This window comes from Pseudomonas sp. ArH3a (genome assembly GCF_022648765.1).
In the GTDB taxonomy this organism is placed as follows: Bacteria; Pseudomonadota; Gammaproteobacteria; order Pseudomonadales; family Pseudomonadaceae; genus Aquipseudomonas.
Genome location: NZ_CP080330.1, coordinates 2,212,242 through 2,234,776, shown reverse-complemented (window position 1 = coordinate 2,234,776; position 22,535 = coordinate 2,212,242). Strand labels below are relative to the sequence as shown.

General features: G+C 57.0%; 20 protein-coding genes. 11 read left to right on the top strand and 9 right to left on the bottom strand.

Features of this window, described 5'->3' with window-relative positions:
- Positions 1 to 34 precede the first annotated feature (34 nt).
- The 3 genes from kdpB to kdpF are packed head-to-tail and all read right to left on the bottom strand — an operon-like array spanning position 35 to position 3,897.
- Positions 35 to 2,098, bottom strand: coding sequence for a potassium-transporting ATPase subunit KdpB (gene kdpB, locus K0P33_RS10150; RefSeq protein ID WP_242155108.1), 2,064 nt, complete (start codon positions 2,096 to 2,098; stop codon positions 35 to 37).
- 5 nt (positions 2,099 to 2,103) lie between these two features.
- Complete coding sequence (gene kdpA / locus K0P33_RS10145) at positions 2,104 to 3,798, bottom strand: potassium-transporting ATPase subunit KdpA (RefSeq protein ID WP_242155107.1); 1,695 nt, start codon at positions 3,796 to 3,798, stop codon at positions 2,104 to 2,106.
- Positions 3,799 to 3,807: 9 nt separating this feature from the next.
- Positions 3,808 to 3,897 carry a K(+)-transporting ATPase subunit F gene (gene kdpF / locus K0P33_RS10140; protein WP_003218754.1) on the bottom strand — a complete coding sequence of 30 codons (90 nt, stop codon included), beginning with the start codon at positions 3,895 to 3,897 and terminating at the stop codon, positions 3,808 to 3,810.
- Positions 3,898 to 4,310: 413 nt separating this feature from the next.
- Here kdpF and eat point away from each other — a divergent pair, with 413 nt between their 5' ends.
- Entirely contained in the window at positions 4,311 to 5,675 is a 1,365-nt protein-coding gene (eat, locus tag K0P33_RS10135; protein WP_242155105.1) for an ethanolamine permease, read from the top strand.
- A 109-nt stretch (positions 5,676 to 5,784) separates the two neighbouring features.
- Positions 5,785 to 5,952 (top strand): DUF2897 family protein, encoded by a 168-nt coding sequence (locus K0P33_RS10130; protein ID WP_083359476.1) that lies wholly within the window; start codon positions 5,785 to 5,787, stop codon positions 5,950 to 5,952.
- An 8-nt stretch (positions 5,953 to 5,960) separates the two neighbouring features.
- Here the strand turns inward: K0P33_RS10130 and K0P33_RS10125 are convergent, their stop codons facing one another.
- A complete protein-coding gene (locus tag K0P33_RS10125; RefSeq protein WP_094952370.1) occupies positions 5,961 to 6,809 on the bottom strand; it encodes a DUF1989 domain-containing protein in 849 nt (282 codons plus the stop codon).
- Positions 6,810 to 6,830: 21 nt separating this feature from the next.
- On the bottom strand, positions 6,831 to 7,469 hold the full coding sequence (locus K0P33_RS10120; RefSeq protein WP_094952369.1) for a GntR family transcriptional regulator: 639 nt from the start codon (positions 7,467 to 7,469) through the stop codon (positions 6,831 to 6,833).
- 132 nt (positions 7,470 to 7,601) lie between these two features.
- Here K0P33_RS10120 and K0P33_RS10115 point away from each other — a divergent pair, with 132 nt between their 5' ends.
- The gene (locus K0P33_RS10115; protein WP_242155103.1) at positions 7,602 to 8,180 is read left to right on the top strand and encodes a TetR/AcrR family transcriptional regulator; all 579 of its coding nucleotides are present in this window, start codon (positions 7,602 to 7,604) and stop codon (positions 8,178 to 8,180) included.
- A gap of 27 nt (positions 8,181 to 8,207) precedes the next feature.
- Here K0P33_RS10115 and K0P33_RS10110 read toward each other — a convergent pair whose 3' ends face one another.
- The 4 genes from K0P33_RS10110 to K0P33_RS10095 all read right to left on the bottom strand — a co-directional run bounded on the left by K0P33_RS10110 (position 8,208) and on the right by K0P33_RS10095 (position 12,781).
- Positions 8,208 to 8,540: a helix-hairpin-helix domain-containing protein gene (locus K0P33_RS10110; RefSeq protein ID WP_094952368.1), complete on the bottom strand. Its 333-nt coding sequence runs from the start codon at positions 8,538 to 8,540 to the stop codon at positions 8,208 to 8,210.
- A 110-nt stretch (positions 8,541 to 8,650) separates the two neighbouring features.
- Positions 8,651 to 10,645, bottom strand: a complete 1,995-nt coding sequence (locus K0P33_RS10105) for a nucleoside-diphosphate sugar epimerase/dehydratase (protein ID WP_242156026.1) — start codon at positions 10,643 to 10,645, stop codon at positions 8,651 to 8,653.
- Positions 10,646 to 10,757: 112 nt separating this feature from the next.
- Positions 10,758 to 11,774, bottom strand: a complete 1,017-nt coding sequence (locus tag K0P33_RS10100; RefSeq protein WP_242155102.1) for a glycosyltransferase family 4 protein — start codon at positions 11,772 to 11,774, stop codon at positions 10,758 to 10,760.
- 38 nt (positions 11,775 to 11,812) lie between these two features.
- Positions 11,813 to 12,781, bottom strand: a complete 969-nt coding sequence (locus K0P33_RS10095) for an SDR family oxidoreductase (RefSeq protein WP_242155101.1) — start codon at positions 12,779 to 12,781, stop codon at positions 11,813 to 11,815.
- Between the two features lie 974 nt (positions 12,782 to 13,755).
- On the opposite strand from K0P33_RS10095, the gene K0P33_RS10090 reads away from it, so the two are divergent.
- The 8 genes from K0P33_RS10090 to K0P33_RS10055 all read left to right on the top strand — a co-directional run bounded on the left by K0P33_RS10090 (position 13,756) and on the right by K0P33_RS10055 (position 22,534).
- Positions 13,756 to 15,255 carry an oligosaccharide flippase family protein gene (locus K0P33_RS10090; RefSeq protein ID WP_242155100.1) on the top strand — a complete coding sequence of 500 codons (1,500 nt, stop codon included), beginning with the start codon at positions 13,756 to 13,758 and terminating at the stop codon, positions 15,253 to 15,255.
- A 115-nt stretch (positions 15,256 to 15,370) separates the two neighbouring features.
- Entirely contained in the window at positions 15,371 to 16,471 is a 1,101-nt protein-coding gene (locus K0P33_RS10085; protein ID WP_242155097.1) for a glycosyltransferase family 1 protein, read from the top strand.
- A gap of 4 nt (positions 16,472 to 16,475) precedes the next feature.
- Positions 16,476 to 17,435 (top strand): GDP-mannose 4,6-dehydratase, encoded by a 960-nt coding sequence (locus K0P33_RS10080; protein WP_242155095.1) that lies wholly within the window; start codon positions 16,476 to 16,478, stop codon positions 17,433 to 17,435.
- A gap of 31 nt (positions 17,436 to 17,466) precedes the next feature.
- The gene (gene gmd / locus K0P33_RS10075; protein WP_242155093.1) at positions 17,467 to 18,591 is read left to right on the top strand and encodes a GDP-mannose 4,6-dehydratase; all 1,125 of its coding nucleotides are present in this window, start codon (positions 17,467 to 17,469) and stop codon (positions 18,589 to 18,591) included.
- Position 18,592: 1 nt separating this feature from the next.
- Positions 18,593 to 19,570, top strand: a complete 978-nt coding sequence (locus tag K0P33_RS10070) for a GDP-L-fucose synthase (protein WP_242155091.1) — start codon at positions 18,593 to 18,595, stop codon at positions 19,568 to 19,570.
- Positions 19,571 to 19,710: 140 nt separating this feature from the next.
- Positions 19,711 to 20,202 (top strand): DapH/DapD/GlmU-related protein, encoded by a 492-nt coding sequence (locus tag K0P33_RS10065; RefSeq protein WP_242155082.1) that lies wholly within the window; start codon positions 19,711 to 19,713, stop codon positions 20,200 to 20,202.
- Positions 20,199 to 21,383 (top strand): glycosyltransferase, encoded by a 1,185-nt coding sequence (locus tag K0P33_RS10060; protein ID WP_242155080.1) that lies wholly within the window; start codon positions 20,199 to 20,201, stop codon positions 21,381 to 21,383. The genes K0P33_RS10065 and K0P33_RS10060 overlap by 4 nt, the downstream gene beginning before the upstream one ends.
- Positions 21,380 to 22,534 (top strand): glycosyltransferase, encoded by a 1,155-nt coding sequence (locus K0P33_RS10055; RefSeq protein WP_242155078.1) that lies wholly within the window; start codon positions 21,380 to 21,382, stop codon positions 22,532 to 22,534. Before K0P33_RS10060 ends, K0P33_RS10055 begins: the two co-directional genes overlap by 4 nt.
- The last annotated feature ends 1 nt before the right edge of the window (position 22,535 follow it).

Sequence of the window (22,535 nt, the reverse complement as noted above, 5' to 3'; positions counted from 1 at the left end):
GGCATTCCCACGCGGAGCGTGGGAACGATCCGGGTTACACCAGGTGCAGCGCAGTCAGCAGCATGTCGATCGCCTTGATGCCCACGAACGGCACCAGGATCCCGCCGAGCCCGTAGATCAGCAGGTTGCGACGCAGCAATGCCGCCGCACTCGCCGCCTGCACGCGCACACCGCGCAGCGCCAGGGGAATCAGCACCACGATGATCAACGCGTTGAACACGATGGCCGAGAGGATCGCGCTCTGCGGGCTCTTCAAGTGCATCACGTTGAGCACGCCGAGTTGCGGGTAGATCGAGGCGAACAACGCCGGCAGGATCGCGAAGTATTTGGCCACGTCGTTGGCGATGGAGAACGTGGTCAGCGCCCCGCGGGTCACCAGCAATTCCTTGCCGATCTGCACCACGTCCAGCAGCTTGGTCGGGTCGCTGTCGAGGTCGACCATGTTGGCCGCTTCACGGGCCGCTTGGGTGCCGTCGTTCATCGCCATGCCAACGTCAGCCTGGGCCAGTGCCGGGGCGTCGTTAGCGCCGTCGCCGCACATCGCAACCAGGCGACCGTCGTTTTGTTCGTGGCGAATGCGCGCGAGTTTTTTCTCCGGTGTGGCTTCGGCCAACACGTCATCCACACCGGCTTCAGCAGCAATCGCAGCAGCGGTCAGTGGGTTATCGCCCGTCACCATCACGGTGCGAATCCCCAGTTTGCGCAGCTCGGCGAAACGTTCGCGGATGCCAGGCTTGACCACGTCTTTGAGGTGGATCGCCCCCAGCAGTTTGCCATCGGCGCACACCAGCAACGGTGTGCCGCCGCTTTGGGCGATCTTGTCGATTTCCCGCGAGAGTGCCGGCTGCAGGTCGCGACGTTGTTGGCCGATAAACGCCAGCAGCGAGTCGACCGCACCTTTGCGGAACACACGGCCTTGGTAGTCGACACCCGACAAACGCGTTTCAGCACTGAACGGCACCGAGGTCAGTTGATCCAGGCTCGGCTCTGCCTGAGGGTGCAAGGCCCGCAGGTACTCGACGATGGATTTACCTTCCGCCGTGTCATCCGCCAGGGAGGCCAGCAGCGCACCTTCAGCCAGGTCACGACCGCTGACGCCAGGCGCGGCGATCACCGCAGCACAGCGACGGTTGCCGAAGGTGATGGTGCCGGTTTTGTCCAGCAGCAACACATGCACGTCACCCGCCGCTTCCACGGCGCGGCCGGACTTGGCGATCACATTGAGGCGCACCAGGCGGTCCATACCGGCGATACCGATGGCCGACAACAGGCCGCCGATGGTGGTAGGGATCAGCGTCACCAGCAGTGCGACCAGGAACACCAGCGGCAGGCTGCCATTGGCGAAGTGGGCGAACGGCTGCAAGGTGACCACCACCAGCAGGAAGATCAGGGTCAGGCCGATCAGCAAGATATCCAGCGCGACTTCGTTGGGGGTTTTCTGGCGTTTGGCGCCTTCCACCAAGGCGATCATCCGGTCCAGCGTGGACTCGCCCGGGTTGACGGTGATGCGGATCAGCAGCCAGTCCGACACCAACCGAGTGTTGCCAGTGACGGCCGAACGGTCGCCGCCGGACTCGCGGATCACCGGCGCGGATTCGCCGGTAATCGCCGCTTCGTTGACCGCCGCAATGCCTTCGATGACCTCGCCGTCACCGGGGATCATTTCCCCGGCGGTGACGCGTACCACGTCGCCTTTACGCAGGCTGGTGGCCGGCACGACTTTGAAGCTGCCGTCGGCCTCTTTGCGGCGCGCGCTGAGGCCTTCGCTACCGGCTTTAAGGCTGTCGGCGCGGGCCTTGCCGCGACCTTCGGCCAAGGCTTCGGCGAAGTTGGCGAACAGCACGGTGAACCACAGCCACACGGCGATCTGCACGGCGACAAACGTCGGCACGTTGACGTCGGGTACAAAGCACAACACGGTGGTGAGGATGGCGGTCAGTTCGACCACCAGCATCACCGGCGAGCGTTGCAGTTGGCGCGGGTCCAGCTTGACGAACGCCTGGATCAGCGCCGGGCGCCACAGGGCGGAGATGGCGGTTTTGGCGGGTTCCTGGGTTGTCACAGGGGCCGCATTTTTTGCAGGCATATTCATTTTCATATCCCTCAGAAGCCCATGCTCAAATGTTCAGCGATTGGGCCCAGTGCCAGTGTCGGCAGGAAAGTCAGGCCGCCCACCAGCAAAATGGTCACGGTCAACAGGGTCACGAACAGCGGGCCATGGGTGGGGAAGCTGTTCTGGCCAATCGGTGCGGTCTTTTTCATCGCCAGGCTGCCGGCCAGGGCCAGTACCGGGAGGATGTAGCCGAAGCGGCCGATCAACATGCCCAGGCCCATCATCAGGTTATGAAACGTGGTGTTGCCACTGAAGCCGCCGAACGCCGAACCGTTGTTGGCACTGGCCGAGGTGTAGGCGTACAGCAACTGGCTGAAACCGTGAGGGCCGGGGTTGCTGATGGCACCCGCCGGGCCAGGCAGGCTGGCGGCGATGGCGCCCAGTACCAGCGTGCCCACCGGCATGACCAGCAAGGTCACCACCAGCAATTGCACTTCCTTGGCCTGCAGCTTCTTGCCCAGGTATTCCGGGGTGCGGCCGATCATCAGGCCGGCGAGGAACACCGCGATCAACACGTTGAGCAACATGCCGTACATACCGGCGCCGACGCCGCCGAAGATCACTTCGCCGACCATCATGTTGACCAGCGCCACCATGCCGCTCAGCGGGTTGAGGCTGTCGTGCATGCCGTTGACCGAACCATTGGACGCCGCCGTGGTGGTGACCGACCACAACACAGTGGCGGTGGTACCGAAGCGCACTTCTTTACCTTCCAGCGGCGCGGCTTGCTCAACGGCTGGATTGTTCAGGGTCGGGTTGGGCTGGTATTCGGCCCACAACGAGGTCGCGCCGCCGATCAGGAACAGGGCCAGCATGCAGCCGAGGATCGCCCGGCTCTGACGCAGGTCTTTCACGTAATGGCCGAAGGTAAACACCAGCGCCACCGGGATCAGGATGATCGCCGACAACTCGAACAGGTTGGCCCAAGCGGTCGGGTTCTCAAACGGGTGCGCCGAGTTGACGCCGAAGAAACCACCACCGTTGGTGCCCAGTTGCTTGATTGCAATCTGGCTCGCAGCCGGGCCCAGCGGGATCACCTGGTCAACGCCCTGCATCGTCACGGCGCTCACATAGTGAGCGAAGGTTTGCGGTACGCCCTGCCACACCAGGAACAGCGCAAACACCAGGCACATCGGCAGCAGGCCGTAGAGGGTAGCGCGGGTCATGTCGACCCAGAAGTTACCCAAGGTCTTGGTGGATTTGCGACCGATACCACGGCAAAGGGCGACCAGCACGGCCAGGCCGGTGGCGGCACTGACAAAGTTCTGCACGGTCAGGCCGACCATCTGGCTGAGGTAGCTCAGGGACGCCTCACCGCTGTAGTTCTGCCAGTTGGTGTTGGTCATGAAACTGACCGCGGTGTTGAAGGCCAGGGTCCATTCCTGGCCCGGCAATTTCTGCGGGTTCAGTGGGAGGTAGTCCTGGAACAGCAGGATCGCGAACAGCAACACAAAACCCGCCAGGTTGAACGCCAGCAACGCCAGCATGTACTTCTGCCAGCTCTGTTCCTGATGTTCATCTACGCCCGACAAGCGATAACACGCGCGCTCGACGGGGCCGAGCACTGGCGTGAGCCAAGTGCGCTGACCTTCCATCACCTTGTAGTAGAACCGCCCCAGGAACGGTGCCGGCACCAGCACCACGGCAAAGAAGGCGATGATCAGCCAATAGTCATAACTGTGCATAGCCTGCTCCTAGTTCCGATCCGCGCGTAACAGCGCAACCAGCAGATAAATGAACAGCGCCACGGCCAATAGCAGTGACACCCCGTCCAGAACGCTCATGGAAGTCTCTCCGTTTTGCGGCGATTGCCGCGTGTGGGGCAATTGTCCGCAGGAGTGGCGTAAAGGAACGAGAGCGACGGCAGGGGCGGGGCGTAAAGACGGCGTAAAGAGTGGGTTTATGCGGGGTTTACAGGAGGGTTTTCGACGACTGGGTGGGCCGCATCGCGGGCAAGCCCGGCTCCCACACTGGACCGAGTTGCCCAGGTGAGCGCTCATCAAATGTGGGAGCCGGGCTTGCCCGCGATGGCGGCGGCGAGGTCGCCACCGCCCCCATCTGGTGCGACGCTGGCAATTTTCAAACGCCAAACCATTCCCTTGACGACAGTTCGGCGCCTTTACGACACCGCATCGCGCAGTGGCATGGCCGCTGCAACACCCTGAATCATTCCAAACCGTTCAGGGAGCGCAACACGATGAACACACAACTCAAACCCACCTTGGGCACCCTGCATTTGTGGGGCATCGCCGTCGGGCTGGTGATATCCGGCGAATACTTTGGCTGGAGCTACGGCTGGGGCGTGGCCGGTACGCTGGGCTTTTTGGTGACGTCACTGATGGTCGCCGCCATGTACACCTGCTTTATATTCAGTTTCACCGAGCTGACTACCGCGATTCCTCACGCTGGCGGGCCGTTTGCCTACAGTCGCCGCGCCTTTGGTGAGAAAGGCGGCTTGATCGCCGGGCTTGCGACGTTGATCGAATTCGTCTTCGCACCGCCCGCTATTGCCCTGGCGATCGGGGCGTATCTGAATGTGCAGTTTCCGGCCCTGGACCCCAAACACGCGGCCGTGGGTGCCTACATCGTGTTCATGGGCCTGAATATTCTCGGCGTGAAGCTCGCGGCCACCTTTGAGCTGGTGGTGTGCGTGCTCGCCGTCGCTGAATTGCTGGTGTTCATGGGCGTGGTCGCGCCGGCTTTCAGCTTCAGCAACTTCGCCCTGAATGGCTGGGCCGGTTCCGATACCTTCGGCGCGCCAGCCATTGCCGGGATGTTTGCGGCGATTCCCTTCGCCATCTGGTTCTTCCTCGCCATCGAAGGCGCGGCCATGGCCGCCGAGGAAGCCATAGACCCCAAGCGCACCATTCCAAAAGCCTACATCAGCGGCATTCTGACGTTGGTGATCCTGGCCATGGGTGTGATGTTCTTCGCGGGCGGCGTGGGCGACTGGCGCACCCTGTCGAACATCAACGATCCGTTGCCGCAAGCGATGAAAACCGTGGTGGGCGACAGCTCCGGCTGGCTGCACATGCTGGTGTGGATCGGCCTGTTCGGCCTGGTGGCGAGTTTCCACGGCATCATCCTCGGTTACTCGCGCCAGTTCTTCGCCCTGGCCCGTGCCGGTTACTTGCCGTCGTTCCTGGCCAAACTGTCGCGTTTTCAGACTCCGCACCGGGCAATCATCGCCGGTGGCGTGGTCGGCATCGCGGCGATCTACAGCGACGGCCTGATCAACCTGGGCGGCATGACCTTGACCGCCGCCATGATCACCATGGCAGTGTTCGGGGCCATCGTGATGTACATCATGAGCATGCTCAGCCTGTTCAAACTGCGTAAGACCGAACCGCTGCTGGAGCGCACCTTCCGTGCGCCGGGCTACCCAATCGTGCCGGGCATCGCTTTGGTACTGGCGGTGGTGTGCCTGGTGGCAATGGCCTGGTTCAACGCACTGATCGGGCTGATATTCCTCGGTTTCATGCTGGTGGGGTTCATCTACTTCCAGCTGACCGCGCAAGACCGTGCCGATGCACCGGCGGATGCGATGTTGACTGGCCTTTAAGACCTTGAGCAGGAACGGGCCTACAATGAACTACTAAGAACGCCCGTTACTCAAAGCAGAAATGACCGTGGGAAATTTACCCACGGTTTGCTGCCTCAAGGAGAGCCCTATGCCGTGGTATGCCTGGTTGATTTTAGTGGTCGCGATCGGTTCGATCGTCGGTGGTTTGTTGATGCTGCGTGACAGCGCCAACAAGGTGGAACTCACCGACGAACAGCGCAAGCGCGTGGCCGAGCGCAACGCACAAGCGGACTCAAAAGACGCACAAGACCGCTGAACCTGCCGCTACTCCCAATCCGCCTTGGCGATATGCAACCCGTGCTGGCCTTTATAGGCCGCACGCTCGGGCTGGCTCCAGCCTTTGAGCAACTCATCCTCCAACCGATAGATCTCCACCCCCAGCGGGCGACACACCGTCAGCGGGTCTTGCGCGTCCGGCCCCCACATCGGCAACGACAGATCCCCGCCCGGGCAAGTCGACAGTGCGCAGAGCACATCAATCTCGGCAAAAAACTCCAAGTAGTCGCCCTTCTGCGCCGGGCAGGCTTTCATGAAGTACATGTCGTCGTGATTGAGGCCGGTGCACTGGAAGATATTCAGCACGTCGTGCACATCAAATTCGGTCAGGCCGTAGGGAAGCACGGCGCGCGTCAGGTTTGAATGGCAATGGTGATGAAAGTCTTCGCCGGTGAGCATGCGGTTCACATACGGGTCGCAGCGCGTACCGAGCAAGTCGTGCAGGCGCCCGCCATGTTCATCGATGCCGTAGCTCGCCAGGCTGTCATCGGTGATGGTCACCAACGGCCGCAGAAACGGCAGGTTCGACCACAGCCGGTCATGGGTGCTGACATGCGCGCCTTGCAACTGGCGGGTGCGCGCCGCCCACAAGCGTTCGCGCGGGTCGTTGGCGTTCCACACATTGAAGTCGCCGACCTGCGGCCCCACCGGCGTGGTGACACGGAACACATGCCCGGCCGGCACCTTCCATGCCCTGCCCGTGCGAATCGGCACTTCAAACTGCTCGATTAACGTGCGTTTATCCGCCTGGTCACGAATGCGTTCGTAGAACGCCGTGTCCACCTGCAGCGCCGACCCCTTACTGACCTGGTAAGCGGCGGGATAGTCTTTGTACATGGTGAAGATCCTCGATCAGGGTTAGGTAAACAGGCTTAATGTCAGACGCTGTGAATCATCCAGGTACAGGCTCATCGCTTGGCCTGCCGCCGGTTTATCCGCTTGGGCCAATAATTCGTAAATTTCGCGATCGCGCTCCAACCAGGGCGCCTGGAAACGCTGCTCATCGGGTGCCGCGCAAAACACCAGCCGCAGTTGGGCAATGACTTGGGCGAAAAACTCATCAAACAATGGGCTGCGCATCAGCCCAACAACCTGCTGGTGGAACACCAGGCTGTGCGTCGCCACGGCGCGCCAATCTTCACGCTCCCGGGCCAGGGTGGTGGCCTCAATGGCGTTTTGCATGCGCTCGGCCTGATCAAAGGTCAACGCTGCGCTCTGGGCGATGGCCTGCAATTCAAGGGTTCGGCGCACGACGAACAGATCACGCACTTCGTCGCGCTCCAGCCGCCGCACCATCACACCTTTGTTGCGCACGTAGCGAGTGAGCCCCTCCTGCCCCAGACGATGCAGCGCCTCGCGGATCGTATTACGCGAGGCGTTGTAGGCCTTGACCAGATCAACCTCGACCAACGCCATCCCTGGTAACAGCCGCCCAGCAATGATGTCGGCACGCAGTTCCAGGGCAATCTGATCGGCTAAAGACAAACTGAGCGTCATGACCACCTCATGATTGTTGAACAATCTCTGCTGAAGGCATAGACACTTTTCATGCCAAGATCGCCGAGGATTGCTTGGGTGTGTAAAACGGTTTAACCCGTTAAAATGCACACTGGTTCACGAGGCAGTCCTATGCGTTATTCAGCAGACCATAAAGCCCAGACCCATCAACGCATCATCAAGGAAGCCTCCGTGCGCTTTCGCCGCGACGGTATCGGCGCCACCGGCCTGCAGCCGTTGATGAAGGCGTTGAACCTGACGCACGGCGGGTTTTATTCACATTTCAAATCCAAAGATGATCTGGTGGAAAAAGCCCTGCAGGCTGCTGCCGGGGAACTGGATGCCCATTGCGAAATGCTGTTCAGCCAGGAGCGGCCGTTGGAGGCGTTCATCGACAGCTACCTGTCTGAATGGCACAAGGCCTCACCGGCAGAAGGCTGCCCGCTGCCAACCATGTCTTCGGAACTGGGCCTCAGAGGCCAACATAGCTCGACCACCGATGCGGTACTGGGTGCTCGGTTGAAGCAGGTCGAAGCGGCCCTGGGCAACGCGAATGCCGATGAACAAAGCCTGGTGATGATGTCGACGCTGGTAGGTGCTCTGGTACTGGCCAGGAGTGTCGAGAGCCCGCAATTGGCGACGCAGATCATGAATGTAGTACGCGCCAGTTTGAAAGCGCAGGTTGCAGAGGATGAAAAGGCCGGTCAGTGACCGGCCTCCTTAGCTGCTTTCACATCCTCAATTGATCACCAGCCTGTCGCGATTTTTCTCCAGCAACGCCTTGCCGATGCCCTTTACTTCCAACAACTCATCCACGGCCGTAAACGGGCCGTTGCTTTCGCGGTAGGCGATGATCGCCTTGGCCTTGGCCGCGCCGATGCCGAAGAGGTCACGTCGCAGGGTCTCGGCGTCGGCCGCGTTCAGGTTGACCTGGGCAGACTGCTCGGCCTTGGGCATCTGCGCGGTGATGGGGGTCGGGGCTTCGGGCTTGATAGAAGGGGCTGCGTTGACGGCAACCGAAAGCGTGGTGAGTAAAGCGAAGATCAGCGAAGAGATGTAAGTGTTTTGCATTGGTGACGCTCCATGACATCGGTAGAAGAAAAGCAGCTTTCCGAAGCTGCTTCTCAAACTTAGGTCATGTTGGGCGTTCGTCAAAAACGCTTGAGTAACAGCGTGTTAAATCAAGGTTCCAAGCGACGCTGCTGGTGGATCCAGTCGACGATTTCGCCGTCAGGGGAGTAACCGCTGACGGTGTCGCGCAGGATCTGGCGAACGCGGGTGTAATCGTCCTGATCCACGGCAGACAGCAGTTCGGTCAGCTTGGCCTTGAGGATGTCCCATGACAGATGATCTTCATTGGCGCTCATGATCATCGGGTGCTGGGTGGCAACTACGTTGTCGCCGATCAGTAACTCTTCGTAAAGCTTTTCGCCGGGACGTAGACCAGTGAACTCAATAGCAATGTCACCCTGAAGGTTCTTGTCGGAGCGAACGCTCAGGCCGGACAAGTGAATCATTCTTTCTGCCAGCTCTACGATTTTCACCGGCTCGCCCATATCCAGCACGAACACATCGCCCCCCAAGCCCATGGAACCGGCCTGAATGACCAACTGCGCCGCTTCGGGAATGGTCATGAAGTAGCGGGTGATTTTGGGATGCGTGACGGTGATCGGGCCACCTGACTTGATTTGCTTGTGAAACAGCGGGATCACCGAGCCGGAAGATCCCAGTACATTGCCGAATCGAACCATGGTGAAACGGGTTTTATTGACCCTCGAAACATTGGTCTTGTCGCCGAACAACACCGGCGCCAGCTCACGGCTGAGGGCTTGAAGCGTCAGTTCGGCAAGGCGTTTGGTGCTGCCCATGACGTTCGTTGGGCGCACAGCCTTATCCGTCGAGATGAGTACAAAGTTGGACACACCGGCCTGCAGCGCGGCCTGGGCGGTATTCAACGTCCCCATTACGTTGTTCAGCACGCCTTCGGCGATGTTGTGCTCAACAATGGGCACGTGTTTATAGGCTGCCGCGTGATAAACGGTGTCTACGCGCCAGGTCTTCATGACGTCCAGGAGTTTATGCGGGTTACGCACCGACCCCAGGATAGGTAGCAAGCGTACGGAAAGCGACTCACGGGTAATGCGCTGCTCCAGCTCGGACATGATGCTGTAGAGGTTGAACTCACTGTGCTCCAGCAATAACAACGTCGTTGGATTCAGCGTCAGAATCTGCCGGCACAGTTCAGCACCGATGGAGCCACCCGCCCCCGTTACGAGGACGCTTTGCCGCCTGATGCAATGCTCCAGCAGCTCCTCTTGCGCGGGAACGGCATCGCGCCCCAGCAAGTCCGCGATATCGACTTCCTGGATGTCATCGACCTTCACACGCCCACTGGCAAGATCCATAAAGCCGGGTACGCTGCGCACATGTAATGGGAAACCTTCGAGAAACCCTAGAATCTCTCGCCGCCGCCCTCTGTTGGAGGACGGTATGGCCAATAAAATCTCTTGCGCGCCGGTTGCCTCGATCATTCGCTGGATATGCCTGGGTTTATAAACCTGCAGGCCCGAAATGACGCGATCAGAGATACCGTCATCGTCATCGATAAACGCTACCGGCCGCATGACGCGGCCCATTCGCAATGCCGCTACCAACTGATTACCAGCAGCACCCGCGCCGTAAATCGCAACGCGTGGCAGGCCGTCTTCCCGGCTGGTGAAGGGCACGTGCTGCGCCGCCGTGAACCAATCCCCCAGGAAATACTGACGCATGGCCAAGCGCAGGCCACCCACCAATATCAAGCTCAGCCACCAATAATTGAAAATGATCGAGCGAGGTACGACAGTCTGGTGATTACTGTAGAGGTAAACGACTACGCCAAGTATCAGGGATGAAAGGCTGACCGCTTTGATTATCACGATCAAGGCATCGTTACCGAAGTAACGCATGACAGCACGGTACATTCCAAAACGAATGAACAGCGGGATGGCCACGACCGGAGCGCTCAAAAACAACCATCGGTGCTGTGTCACAGGGTTGATCAAATCGTCCACCCCTAAGCGAACGACGAACGCCATCCACAGAGCAATCCAGACCAGAAAAACGTCTGTGATGACCTGCAAGACACGCTTCCTTCGCCGAGGAAGGCCTAACAGATATGACCGAATACTACCCATAAACCCTTCAAACACCTTTGCTGCTCCTATTCCTGCCGCCACACTGCAAACTTGACTTAAACACCTCGTACGGGCTGCGTGACGCCAAAGCCCGCTTACCGGAAATGCCTCATCATGTTTCCAGTTTGCCCGCCTTGTACTTCACCGCCAGAATAATCAGCGGGATATAAGCAATAACCAGCCCAAGCAAGCCATTGAGACCTAATACACCTACACCAATGGCGATGGGCGTCAACCAAAACAGGTTAATCGCCAACACTGAAAGCGTCACCGGCAAATGCCCACCCACTTGGCGAGATGCAAACTGATAGGCATGACTACGATGAGCTTCGTAGACTTTGTCGCCGCGTATCAGCCGACGGCTCAACGTGAAGGTCGCATCAACAATAAAAACGCCCAAGAGAATCAACCACACCCACAGCAGATTCGTGTCTTGCCATGCCGCAGCCAGGGAAAGCCCTCCAAGAATAAGGCCCAGGAAACCGCTACCGGCATCCCCCATGAAGATTCTCGCTAGCGGAAAATTCCAATAGAGGAAGCCAAGCACTGCCATGCTCAACAATAGCGGTACCCAGATGAGGATCGGATAGCCGGCAAGCCAATAAACCAGGCAGGCCCCAAGGCATGCGCACATCGCCTCGATACTGGCCAAACCATCGATACCATCCATGAAATTATAAAGGTTGAGCATCCACACCAAATAGAACACAGCGAGGACGTGGCCTACCCAACCTAGATCAATAACTATTCCCGGCAAACTGATCGCTGGCAGGCCACCTAACCAGAACAATACCCACGCTGCAGCACTGAAATGCCCCAACAAACGCCAGCGAGCGGCGATGTGGCCATGATCGTCGAGAAACCCAAGCAGCGCGACCGCGCCCCCTGCCACCATAAGCGCCCAAAACACAGCGTGTGGCAACTCACCACCGACGAACAAAATCGGCAGTGCCACCAGAAAGCTCACGACAATAGCCACGCCACCGCCTCTGGGCGTCGGGACCGAGTGGGAGCTACGCGCGTTAGGTATGTCTATCAAACTCCGGGCCAACGCATAGCGTCGCAAAAGCCATGTCAATACAAGTGAAAGGCCTGCGATCACGGGCGCAAGCCACAGTACGTGGTTCATCAACGGCTCCAATTGCGGCTCTTATTAAAACGAACCAACTACTTCAATTTTCCCTGAAAACGTTCAGCGGTCTGGCGTAAAGCAACGGCTAGCGTGGTGGAAGGTGTCCATCCCAGGAGGTCACGCGTTTTTTGGATATCAACCTGTAAAGAGCCGCATAGACGCTGGCCCATACCTTTACGGCCGATCATCCGCGCGCACCAGCGCAATAACACCGCGGGCACAGGCACCAGCCGCGCCGGCTTGTCTAACGCCACGCCAATACGCGTCAACAGCTCAGTGGTTGATATGTCTTCACCATCGCTCACCAGGAATGTCTGGTTGGCAGCGGCGGGATGGTGCAGGCACGTCACAATCAGATCAACCAGATTATCCAGCGCAACCAGGCTACGCTGACTGTTAATAGCCCCCAGTGGCAGGGGTATGCCCCTATTCAGCCAGACCATCATGCTGTGAAAGTTTGCCTTTACGCCCGGCCCATACACGAGGGTTGGACGGATGATAACGACCTCCATGCCGGTCCTTTGTGCCAACAACCGAAGCGCCTGCTCAGCCTCCATCTTGGAGATGCCGTATGGGGTTGTAGGAGCAGGCAGGTCATCGGCCTTATAGGGTTCCCCCTTTCGCGTGCCCTCTCCATTGACCTTGATCGAGCTGATGAAAATGAAGCGTTTGACGCCCGCACGTGCGGCTTGCTCTGCCAGCCTCAACGTGCCTTCAACATTGACCTTGCGGTACTCCAAAAGTGGATCGCTTGAAGCATCCGACATAACGTGAACGCGCGCAGCACAATGAACCAGCACATCCACTCCTTCTAAAGGAAGGTTCTCTGCGCCAAGGTAGTCCTCGCCTACGCGTACCTGAGTCGCTGCGGGCGGTAGCTCCACACCGTCACGACGAACAAGTGCAAGCACCTGACAATCTTCTGCCGATGCCAGACGCTTTACGAGCGCGGCGCCAACAAAGCCGCTTGCCCCGGTCACGAAGAATGTTTTCTTATGACTCAACCCGCATTCTCCAGCCACCTATACATATCAAAATGTAACTCCATCTTCTTTCCAAACAAATGTGCACACCACGAGTTCTCGCGATGAAAGGAGCAACCAACAAAACTAGTGTGAGGCGGCCTATTACAGACCCACGCCGCCATTCTCCACACGCACCGACTGGTCCGAGACCGTTAGCTCAAGCCCAAAGGTTCGCACTCAGCGCACGTTTGTAGCGACGCCATGCCCTTCACGCCTAAGCCAGAAAATCGTGAGGGCGCCTAGGGTACCACTTGAAGCCCGAAACGCCGCAGAATCAGAGCACGCCTATACACCCATCAGAACCTTGTATAACCATTCAACCCATGCCGAGCGCTAAATACGCCAAGTTGACCACCACCTGAAACGCAGGTAGGGAGTAATAGCAGTTTTGGGCGAAGCCAACTCATCGGCAGAGAACAGAAATTCTGTACGACGAATCTGAATTGCACATCATAAGGCTTGATCTTCAGGAGCAGGACGACGCGCTGGATAGAGCCTCTGAAGCCTGCGAGAGATCAGCCATCGCCCATCGCTGCCGACGGCCTTTTTACATGTGAATTCAAGAGTCTGCGTGGGCCGTAGATCTGTTTAATGCGTCGAGGTCATGCTAGGCTTCCCGCCTGCCAAACCTTCTGTAGCGCCCGTATAACATGGGTCACTGCCATGCTCCAGCGGGTTGAGCGGTTTCAAAAGCGTTGATAGGCAATGTATCCCATGAGGGCGACAGTTTTGGTGGACGAGTCAGGTATACCTATTTCTGAAAATTGCCAGCTCGCCCCTGCCACATCGCCAATATCTATTTTTATAATGAATCAATCGTTTCATTACTTGCCGTGACTAAGGGTTATGTCTTCAAAAAGCACTTCGCGAACACAATCGAAACCCTCATTCGATTTCATTGAGTTTCCGAATGCATCAAGCCTGCTTGGCTGGGGTGTTGGGGGTTACGGCGAATGAGTGTTTTGTTTAAAAACATATCCGCCAACTTTCTGGGGCAAGGCTGGATCGCCTTTATGGGCATCTGCTTTGTTCCTCTGTACCTTAAATTTATTGGCGTAGAAGGTTACGGGCTAGTTGGTTTCTTTATCATTCTTTCCTCAGCAATGACGATGTTTGACGGCGGCTTTGGAGCCGTCGCAACCCGAGAGGCCTCCAAGTATGAAACCGCATCAGCAGCCGAAAGGCTAAAGGTCATTCTTACGCTTAAAAGCGTGGAGTGTATCTTCTGGGGAGTGGCGATCACTGTCGGCACAGGCGTCATACTGCTGGCCCCGATGATTGCCGAATACTGGCTTACGGTCAGCCTGGATAAAATCCAATCGGTCACTCAATCACTCAGAATAATGGGGGTTGCGCTGCTATTGCAGTTCCCTATCGCACTGTACTACGGCAGCCTCATCGGCCTTCAACGGCACGTTACGCTAAACTCTATCAGTTCTTTTTTTGCAACCACGCGCGCGGCGGGTGCAGCCTTAGTATTATGGATCGTTTCCCCGACGGTAGAAGCGTTTCTGATCTGGCAGGCCATCAATAGCCTGGCCACCGTCTTGGTATTGCGCATGAAGCTGGTCAACGGTCTGCCGGAGTGGAAAGAGGCAGGACTATTTTCCCTCGATATTATACAGCGCCTGGGCGGTTTTGCAGCCGGAGTAGGTATAACCAACATTCTTGCGTTTTTATTAATGCAAGTAGATAAAATCATTCTCTCGAAAATATTACCCTTAAAAGACTTTGGATGTTACATGCTCGCTTGGACTGTCGGCTCAGTGGCATTCAGGCTGATTTCTCCAATATTTAACGTTTACTACCCCAAACTGGTCTCACTCGTCGCGGCTCAAAATACCGCCGACACATTTCACACGTTCACCAGGGCCAGCCAGGTACTGTCATTGCTGGTCATTCCATTCTCTCTATGGGTGGCGATGTACAGCCACCCCTTGATGCTTTTCTGGACCCGGGACGAAACCGTCGCCACGCAGGCTAACGCTCCACTGATGGTCCTCGCCATTGGGACAATGCTCTATTCGTTCATGCAGATGCCTTATGCGCTGCAGTTGGCACATGGCTGGACGCGCTTTAGCGTATGGCAGAATGCGACGGCAGTAGTCTTTATGGTCCCACTGACGTACTACCTAGCCACTCACTACGGACTGAACGGAAGCGCATGGCCCTGGCTGATTCTGAACGTTGGCTACGTCGCGATATGTTCACCCATCATTTTTCGCAAACTAAAAGTCAGGCCAGCCAGTACATGGTATGCCGAGGCCATACTTATACCCGCTGCGATCGCATTTTCTTCGCTGCTGGCAATGAAGATGTTGTTCGATACGTTAGCCTTTAACAACCTGCTGACGATGGCGTTTTCTCTCGGAGTGACTTATGTACTCGTTGGGCTTCGCATCTTTACTTTCCGCTTTACCGGTCGAAAAATTGAGTGGAGAAACACGTTATAGTCACTGTGAAACAAGACCCCCACTTAACCGTACACAGCTGCCCTGACGTAGACAGGGCGCACCTCGACTTTCTTGGTCTATCAAGATCTTATTTTTCACAGGGCGAAAAATAAAAATGCGCGTTGCTTTTGATCACCAGATATTCTGCCTGCAAAACTACGGCGGTATCTCTCGCTATTTTTCTCGGATTGCCGAGCAGATGGCCGTCACCGGCAACGAGGTGGGCATTTTCTCGCCGCTGCACCGCAACTTCTATCTGCAGGATCTGCCCGAAGGTATCGTTCACGGCCGCAAAGCCGAACAATACCCACCTCGCACGACAAGACTGGCGTTGATCTACAACCATCTACTGGGTCACAACGCAATGCGTGCCTGGCGGCCTCAGGTGGCTCATGAAACCTACTTTTCACGCTTCAGCGCCGTTCCCAAAGGCTGCCCGGTCGTATTGACGGTCTACGATATGATCCATGAGTTGTATCCCGAAAACTTCTCGGCTCGGGACCAGACAACGCAGTTAAAGCGACGTGCCGTTGAGCGAGCTGACCACGTGATCTGTATTTCGCAGAGTACGCGACAGGACCTCATGCGACTGTTTGCGGTGCCCGAAAGCAAACTGTCCGTTGTCCATTTGGGGTTCGAACAATTTAAGCGCGCCTCGCAGGAAGTTGCCGGCCCATCCACCAAGCCGTATCTGCTGTATGTCGGAAGTCGTCACGGCTACAAGAACTTCTTAGGGTTACTTGACGCGGTAGCGAGCTCACATCGGTTAAAAGCCGACTTTGATATAGTCGCCTTCGGCGGCGGCGCTTTTTCGGCAAGCGAACTGGAGCACGCTCAACAGCTCGGCTTTTCTGCCGGCCAATTACGCCAAGTCGGTGGCGATGACGCAGTCCTGGGCCAACTTTATGAAGGTGCCAAAGCCTTCGTCTATCCCTCTCTTTATGAAGGTTTTGGCCTTCCTCCCTTGGAAGCCATGGCGCACGACTGCCCCGTCATCAGCAGTGGCACAAGCTCAATGCCCGAGGTTATTGGCGATGCCGGCGTCTTGTTCGACCCGCTCAATGGCGACGAAATGGCCGGAGCGATAGAAAGAGTGGTTTACTCTGACAATGAAATCGCGAGGCTGGTTGAGCTCGGCCATGAGCGATTGAAGCATTTCTCATGGCAGCGCTGCACCCAGGAAACCTTGGCGATCTACCAGTCCTTACAAAGGTAATGTTTTGGAATATTCAGAAAAAACAGCCCTGATTTGTGGCGTGAGTGGTCAGGATGGCGCTTACCTGGCGAAGCTCCTGCTCGATAAGGGCTACACCGTCTGGGGGACTTCCAGAGATGCGCAAGGTTCTTCATTCGCCAACCTGAAGCGGCTGGGCATTGCCTCGAAGTTAACGCTCCTGTCGATGGTGCCGGAAGACTTTCGCAGCGTGTTTATGGCGCTAAAGCGCAGCCAGCCTGACGAAGTATACTTTTTGGCTGGCCAATCATCTGTCGGGCTGTCTTTCGAACAACCCGCCGAAACAATTCAAAGCATCACCCTTGGGACGCTGAACATGCTCGAGGCCTGCCGGATGACGGAGCGGCCAATTCGTTTTTATCAGGCAGGGTCCAGCGAATGTTTTGGCGACACTAATGGCGAGCCGGCGTCGGAGAATACGACGTTCCATCCTCGCAGCCCTTATGCGGTAGCTAAATCCTCCGCTTTCTGGCTGGTCGATAATTATCGCGAGGCTTATAATCTTTTCGCTTGCACCGGTATTTTATTCAATCACGAATCAGAATTACGCCCGACCAGGTTTGTTACACAAAAAATTGTAACTACAGCCAAACGCATTGCTACGGGTTCCGACGAGCGATTAACGCTTGGGCGACTGGATATAGCACGTGACTGGGGAGCCGCCTCAGAGTACGTCGATGCCATGTGGCGAATGCTGCAGTGTGATGAGCCAAGTGATTTCGTGATCGCTACCGGCCAGACCCATACACTGGAAGCCTTCGTAGCAGAAACTTTTACTCAATTGGGCCTCGAGTGGACAGATTACGTGGACCAATCGAGAGAGTTCTTTCGACCCACAGATCTGTTGATCAGTCGTGCGGATCCGGCCAAGGCCGAACGCGTTCTGGGATGGAAAGCCCAGTCGACAATGCCCGAAGTCATTAGCAGCATGCTTAATTCGATTTAACTAAATATTCAAAGAATTCTAGGACGTAGACATGACCCTGAAAAAAGCGCTGATTACCGGGATCACCGGCCAGGACGGCTCCTATCTGGCTGAGTTGCTGTTGGAAAAAGGCTACGAAGTCCACGGTATCAAGCGACGTGCATCGTCCTTCAACACCCAACGTGTCGATCACATCTACCAGGATCCGCATGTTGATAATCAGCGCTTCATCCTGCATTACGGCGACCTGTCCGACTCATCGAACCTGACCCGCATCATTCAGGAAGTTCAGCCTGACGAAGTCTACAACCTGGGCGCACAGTCCCACGTCGCCGTGAGCTTCGAGTCGCCTGAGTACACCGCGGATGTGGATGCCATGGGCACCCTGCGTATTCTTGAGGCTATCCGCCTGCTCGGACTCGAGAAGAAAACCCGTTTCTACCAGGCTTCTACCTCTGAGCTCTACGGCCTAGTGCAGGAAACGCCTCAAAAGGAAACCACGCCTTTTTACCCGCGTTCGCCGTATGCGGTGGCCAAGCTTTACGCCTACTGGATCGTGGTCAATTACCGCGAAGCCTATGGCATGCATGCCTGCAACGGCATTCTCTTCAACCATGAATCACCGCGCCGTGGCGAGACGTTCGTGACCCGCAAGATCACACGCGGCCTGGCAAACATTGCCCAAGGCCTTGAGCAGTGCCTATACATGGGCAATATGGATGCCTTGCGCGACTGGGGCCACGCCAAGGACTACGTCCGCATGCAGTGGATGATGCTGCAACAGGACGTCCCTGAAGACTTCGTGATTGCAACCGGTGTGCAGTACTCCGTGCGTGACTTCATTCGCTGGTCTGCTGCCGAACTCGGCTTGACCTTGCGCTTTGAAGGCACCGGCGTGGACGAACGCGGCATTATTGAATCCATCACCGGCGACAAGGCTCCAGCACTCAAGGTGGGCGACACCCTGGTGCGTGTCGACCCACGCTACTTCCGCCCGGCAGAAGTTGAAACCTTGCTGGGTGATCCAACCAAGGCAAAAACCAAGCTGGGTTGGGTGCCGGAAATCACCGCCCAGGAAATGTGCGCCGAGATGGTTCGCGAAGACCTGAAGGTTGCCCAGCGCCATGCGTTGCTGAAGAACCATGGTTACGATTTGCCGGTGTCGCTGGAGAACTAGGATGTCACGCCAATTGAGCGAGTGTGTTTTTGTTGCCGGCCATAAGGGGATGGTCGGCTCGGCCATTGTGCGACGCCTGCAAGCCTTGGGTTACACCAATATTGTGACCCGCGACAGGGCTCAATTGAATCTGCTGGATCAGCATTCGGTCGCGACGTTCTTTGCCGAAAACAAGATTGAGCAGGTCTACATGGCGGCGGCCAAGGTAGGTGGCATTCATGCCAATAACACTTACCCGGCAGAGTTCATCTACGAAAACCTGATGATGCAGGCGAACCTCGTCCACGCTGCGCACCAAAACAATGTGCAGAAAATGCTGTTCCTGGGATCGTCGTGCATTTACCCGATCAAGGTCCAGCAACCGATGGCCGAGGAGGCTTTGCTCACGGGTGTGCTTGAGCCGACCAATGAGCCGTACGCGATTGCGAAGATTGCCGGGATCAAGCTGTGCGAAAGCTACAACCGTCAGTATGGGCGTGATTACCGTAGCGCCATGCCGACCAACCTGTATGGTCCGAATGACAATTTTCACCCGGAAAATTCCCATGTCATTCCGGCCCTTCTGCGCCGTTTCCACGATGCAGTCGAGCAGGGTGTAGAGGAAGTGGTTATCTGGGGCAGTGGCGCCCCCATGCGCGAGTTCCTGCATGTCGATGATATGGCCAGTGCGTCAGTGCATATCATGGAGTTGGATCAGGAGCAGTATGGCGCCCATACCCAACCCATGCTCTCTCACATCAATGTCGGCACCGGTAAAGATTGCACCATCCGGGAATTGGCTCAAACCATTGCCAAGGTCACAGGGTTCAAAGGCCGCCTGGGCTTTGATGCGAGCAAGCCGGACGGTCCGCCCCGAAAACTGATGGACGTATCGCGCCTGGAACAACTGGGATGGCACGCCACTATCAGCCTGGAAGATGGGCTGCGTGATGCTTACGCCTGGTTTTCCGAGAATGCCTTGCACGCGCGCTCGCGCTAGCTGCAAGGCGCATGGCATGGCCCCACTGGGGCCATCGCCAAGCGCCCTCCCCTCCATCAGATAGTCATCACGATTTTCTTTTCTGCAGGTAGCAACCTCATCCCGCCGGGGCATTCCCGGTTGAGGCTTAGTCGGTACTTATGATCAGACACCTAATCAACATTATTCTTTCGCTCCTTCCACCCTCTCGACTGTTTGCCGCCCGAGCCGCTTTATTGCGCTTTGCGGGCGTCGAATTGCAGTCGAATGTGAAATTTTGCGGACGAGGATGGATCTACGGTCGGGGCCGCCTGATCATCGCCGAAGGAACCTGGCTCAGTCCAGGGGCGGTCTTTCATACCCATCAGGAGGCTGATATTCAAATCGGCTCCCGATGCGACTTTGGGCCGGGCGTTGAATTTGTCACAGGCAGTCATGAAATCGGCACGGGAGAACGCCGTGCAGGCCAAGGTACGGCACGCACTATCGTGGTGGGCGACGGCTGCTGGGTGGGAGCCAAAAGCATCATCTTGGGGGGCGTCACCATCGGCGACGGCGCCATTATTGCAGCAGGTGCCGTGGTGACGCGTGATGTGCCTGCTCATACGCTGGTTGCCGGCGTGCCAGCTGTCGTGAAGAGACAGCTGACATGAAGCGGCCTTTAGTCTTAGTGGTATGCAACGCACTGGATGACAAAACTCGCCTTGAACGAGGCATTGTCAGTGATAGCCCGGCAGCCTCGCGCAAAGTGCTTATGCTTTGCCAGGCACTGCGCGAAGCAGGCGCACGCCCCTGCATCCTGAGTTTGGGCCGAGGCCGCGCCAACGGGTCTTTTACTTATTTCCCGCGATTTGTGAGGCGAGTAGCTGGCGTGCCGGTGGTTTACGCGCCGTTTTCACACGTTCGGTTTTTCTCCCAGTTTCTTTCGCTGTTCTTTCTGATCGGAGCGCTGCTTCGGCTCTCGTCCAACCAGAAAAAAGCAGTGATTTTCTACAACCGCATGAGCGCCTACCTGCCTCTTCTGCTGACAGCGTCGGCGACAGGCTACAAACGTTTTCTCGACCTTGAGGATGGAGAAGTAGCGGGCCAAAACAGTGGCCGTCTGAAAGCACTGCTGGGCCGCTCGATCACCTGGCTATATGACCGTTTGTGTCCGGACGGCGCATTGCTGGCGTGCAGCGCGTTAGAGGATATGACCCGCATTCGCCCTGTACATTGTTATTACGGGTCGACCTCCACAAAGGCATTCGACGTAAAGTCGAGTAGCAGCCCCCTGTCGATTCTGATGGCCGGAACACTCAATACGGACACAGGTGCAGACCTGCTGATTGAAACGATCCGTCTGCTACGACAAGAACCCGGCGACTGGGTGCACAAACTGCAATTCGAAGTAACCGGCAAAGGCGAAGCGCTCGACGCCCTCCAGGCTCTGGCCATTGAAAATGCCCCCCCCAACGTTACAGTGCATGGCCGCACAACTGATGCGCAGTACGCAGAAGTACTTAATCGATGCCGTGTGGGGCTGGCACTCAAACCTGTAGGCGGGCCGTTGGCTGACACGACGTTCCCCTCCAAGGTCATTGAGTTTGCCGAGGCAGGCCTGCTGGTTCTGAGTACGGACATAAGCGATGTACGCAAGGTATTAGGTTCCGGCGCTCTGTACCTGACGCGCAATGACCCAAAAGAACTGGCGGAGCTGCTCCGCAACATCGTCGAGCAGCCCGAAGCCATGCAGGCCCGTACTCTCCAGGGCCAGCAAGCCGTTATTGCTCGATGCGCACCGCAACTGGCCGGTGAAGCGGTATTCGGTTTTATTTTTGGTGGGCGACCATGACAAAACAACCCATGTTCGTTACCTGGCAACCCGTACTGACAGATCATCAGGCGTTCACTTACGAGGCACTCGCTCAACAGGCCGGCGTACCGGTGCTAGCCTACGTATTGACGATGGAGGATGCGACCCGCCGCGCTCAAGGCTGGCAAGACACCCAGGTCGAATCGATCGAACGCCGCCTGATACCGTCGCATGGCGGGCTTGCCTACTGCCTCCAAAAAATGCGCGAGCACCGGCACGACGTACACGTGTTCGGCAGTGCATTCCAAAACACCAGAATGCTGTACTGCCTGTTGCTGGCACTGGTATTTCGTGTCGAGTTTTATATTGTCTCAGAGCCCTATTCCCCGATCGCCCAAGGCTACTTCAGCGATGGACGAATGACGCTGCAAAAACTCAAGGCGATGCTGCGGCCGTGCCTTTACAAGACCTACATGACCTTGCTGAAGCGACGCATGTCCGGGGTGTTTTCGATCTCTTCGAAAGCAGTCTCGCAATATTCAGATTCGGGGGTTGCTAAAAACAAATTGTTCCCATTCGGCTACTTTATTCCCTCTCTTGAAAGCGCCCCACCAAGCACCTCGCAAACGCGCGAAGACGGCCAACCGTTGAGAGTGGTTTTTGTTGGGGCACTGATTACACGCAAAGGCCTGGACCTGCTGATAGAGGCCGTCACGCGCTCAAAAGCAGCTGTCACGCTAGATGTCTACGGGCCTGGAGATCCTTCATCATTTGTCTTTGATAACGATAGAACCCGTTACCAGGGCACCATTGCATTCGGCAGTACGCAAAAAATCGTCTCCACCTACGATGTGCTTGTTTTGCCGAGTCGCTATGACGGATGGGGAGTTGTGGTGAATGAGGCCCTGTGCGCGGGTGTTCCGGTGATTTGCAGCGATAAGGTAGGCGCTCGTGTGCTGGTTGAGAAATTTGCTGCGGGTGCGGTCTACGATGCCGAGAGCCCGGACGCACTTGAATCGATCATCACTGCATTAGCTTCCGAGCCCGAACGCCTGCTCGCGATGCGCGCCGCCACGCGACATGCCGCCGAAGCCATCCAGCCAAACGTCGCGGCCAGTTACATGCTGGCGGTGCTTCGCGCAAAACCTGGGGACAAAGCCACCATCGCTTCCCCCTGGTATCCGGAATAAT

Excerpts from the sequence above, each read along its gene's own strand:
- kdpB (WP_242155108.1), bottom strand. The coding sequence starts at position 2,098 with ATGAAAATGAATATGCCTGCAAAAAATGCGGCCCCTGTGACAACCCAG.
- kdpA (WP_242155107.1), bottom strand. The coding sequence starts at position 3,798 with ATGCACAGTTATGACTATTGGCTGATCATCGCCTTCTTTGCCGTGGTG.
- kdpF (WP_003218754.1), bottom strand. The coding sequence starts at position 3,897 with ATGAGCGTTCTGGACGGGGTGTCACTGCTATTGGCCGTGGCGCTGTTC.
- eat (WP_242155105.1), top strand. The coding sequence starts at position 4,311 with ATGAACACACAACTCAAACCCACCTTGGGCACCCTGCATTTGTGGGGC.
- K0P33_RS10130 (WP_083359476.1), top strand. The coding sequence starts at position 5,785 with ATGCCGTGGTATGCCTGGTTGATTTTAGTGGTCGCGATCGGTTCGATC.
- K0P33_RS10125 (WP_094952370.1), bottom strand. The coding sequence starts at position 6,809 with ATGTACAAAGACTATCCCGCCGCTTACCAGGTCAGTAAGGGGTCGGCG.
- K0P33_RS10120 (WP_094952369.1), bottom strand. The coding sequence starts at position 7,469 with ATGACGCTCAGTTTGTCTTTAGCCGATCAGATTGCCCTGGAACTGCGT.
- K0P33_RS10115 (WP_242155103.1), top strand. The coding sequence starts at position 7,602 with ATGCGTTATTCAGCAGACCATAAAGCCCAGACCCATCAACGCATCATC.
- K0P33_RS10110 (WP_094952368.1), bottom strand. The coding sequence starts at position 8,540 with ATGCAAAACACTTACATCTCTTCGCTGATCTTCGCTTTACTCACCACG.
- K0P33_RS10105 (WP_242156026.1), bottom strand. The coding sequence starts at position 10,645 with ATGGGTAGTATTCGGTCATATCTGTTAGGCCTTCCTCGGCGAAGGAAG.
- K0P33_RS10100 (WP_242155102.1), bottom strand. The coding sequence starts at position 11,774 with ATGAACCACGTACTGTGGCTTGCGCCCGTGATCGCAGGCCTTTCACTT.
- K0P33_RS10090 (WP_242155100.1), top strand. The coding sequence starts at position 13,756 with ATGAGTGTTTTGTTTAAAAACATATCCGCCAACTTTCTGGGGCAAGGC.
- K0P33_RS10085 (WP_242155097.1), top strand. The coding sequence starts at position 15,371 with ATGCGCGTTGCTTTTGATCACCAGATATTCTGCCTGCAAAACTACGGC.
- gmd (WP_242155093.1), top strand. The coding sequence starts at position 17,467 with ATGACCCTGAAAAAAGCGCTGATTACCGGGATCACCGGCCAGGACGGC.
- K0P33_RS10070 (WP_242155091.1), top strand. The coding sequence starts at position 18,593 with ATGTCACGCCAATTGAGCGAGTGTGTTTTTGTTGCCGGCCATAAGGGG.
- K0P33_RS10065 (WP_242155082.1), top strand. The coding sequence starts at position 19,711 with ATGATCAGACACCTAATCAACATTATTCTTTCGCTCCTTCCACCCTCT.
- K0P33_RS10060 (WP_242155080.1), top strand. The coding sequence starts at position 20,199 with ATGAAGCGGCCTTTAGTCTTAGTGGTATGCAACGCACTGGATGACAAA.
- K0P33_RS10055 (WP_242155078.1), top strand. The coding sequence starts at position 21,380 with ATGACAAAACAACCCATGTTCGTTACCTGGCAACCCGTACTGACAGAT.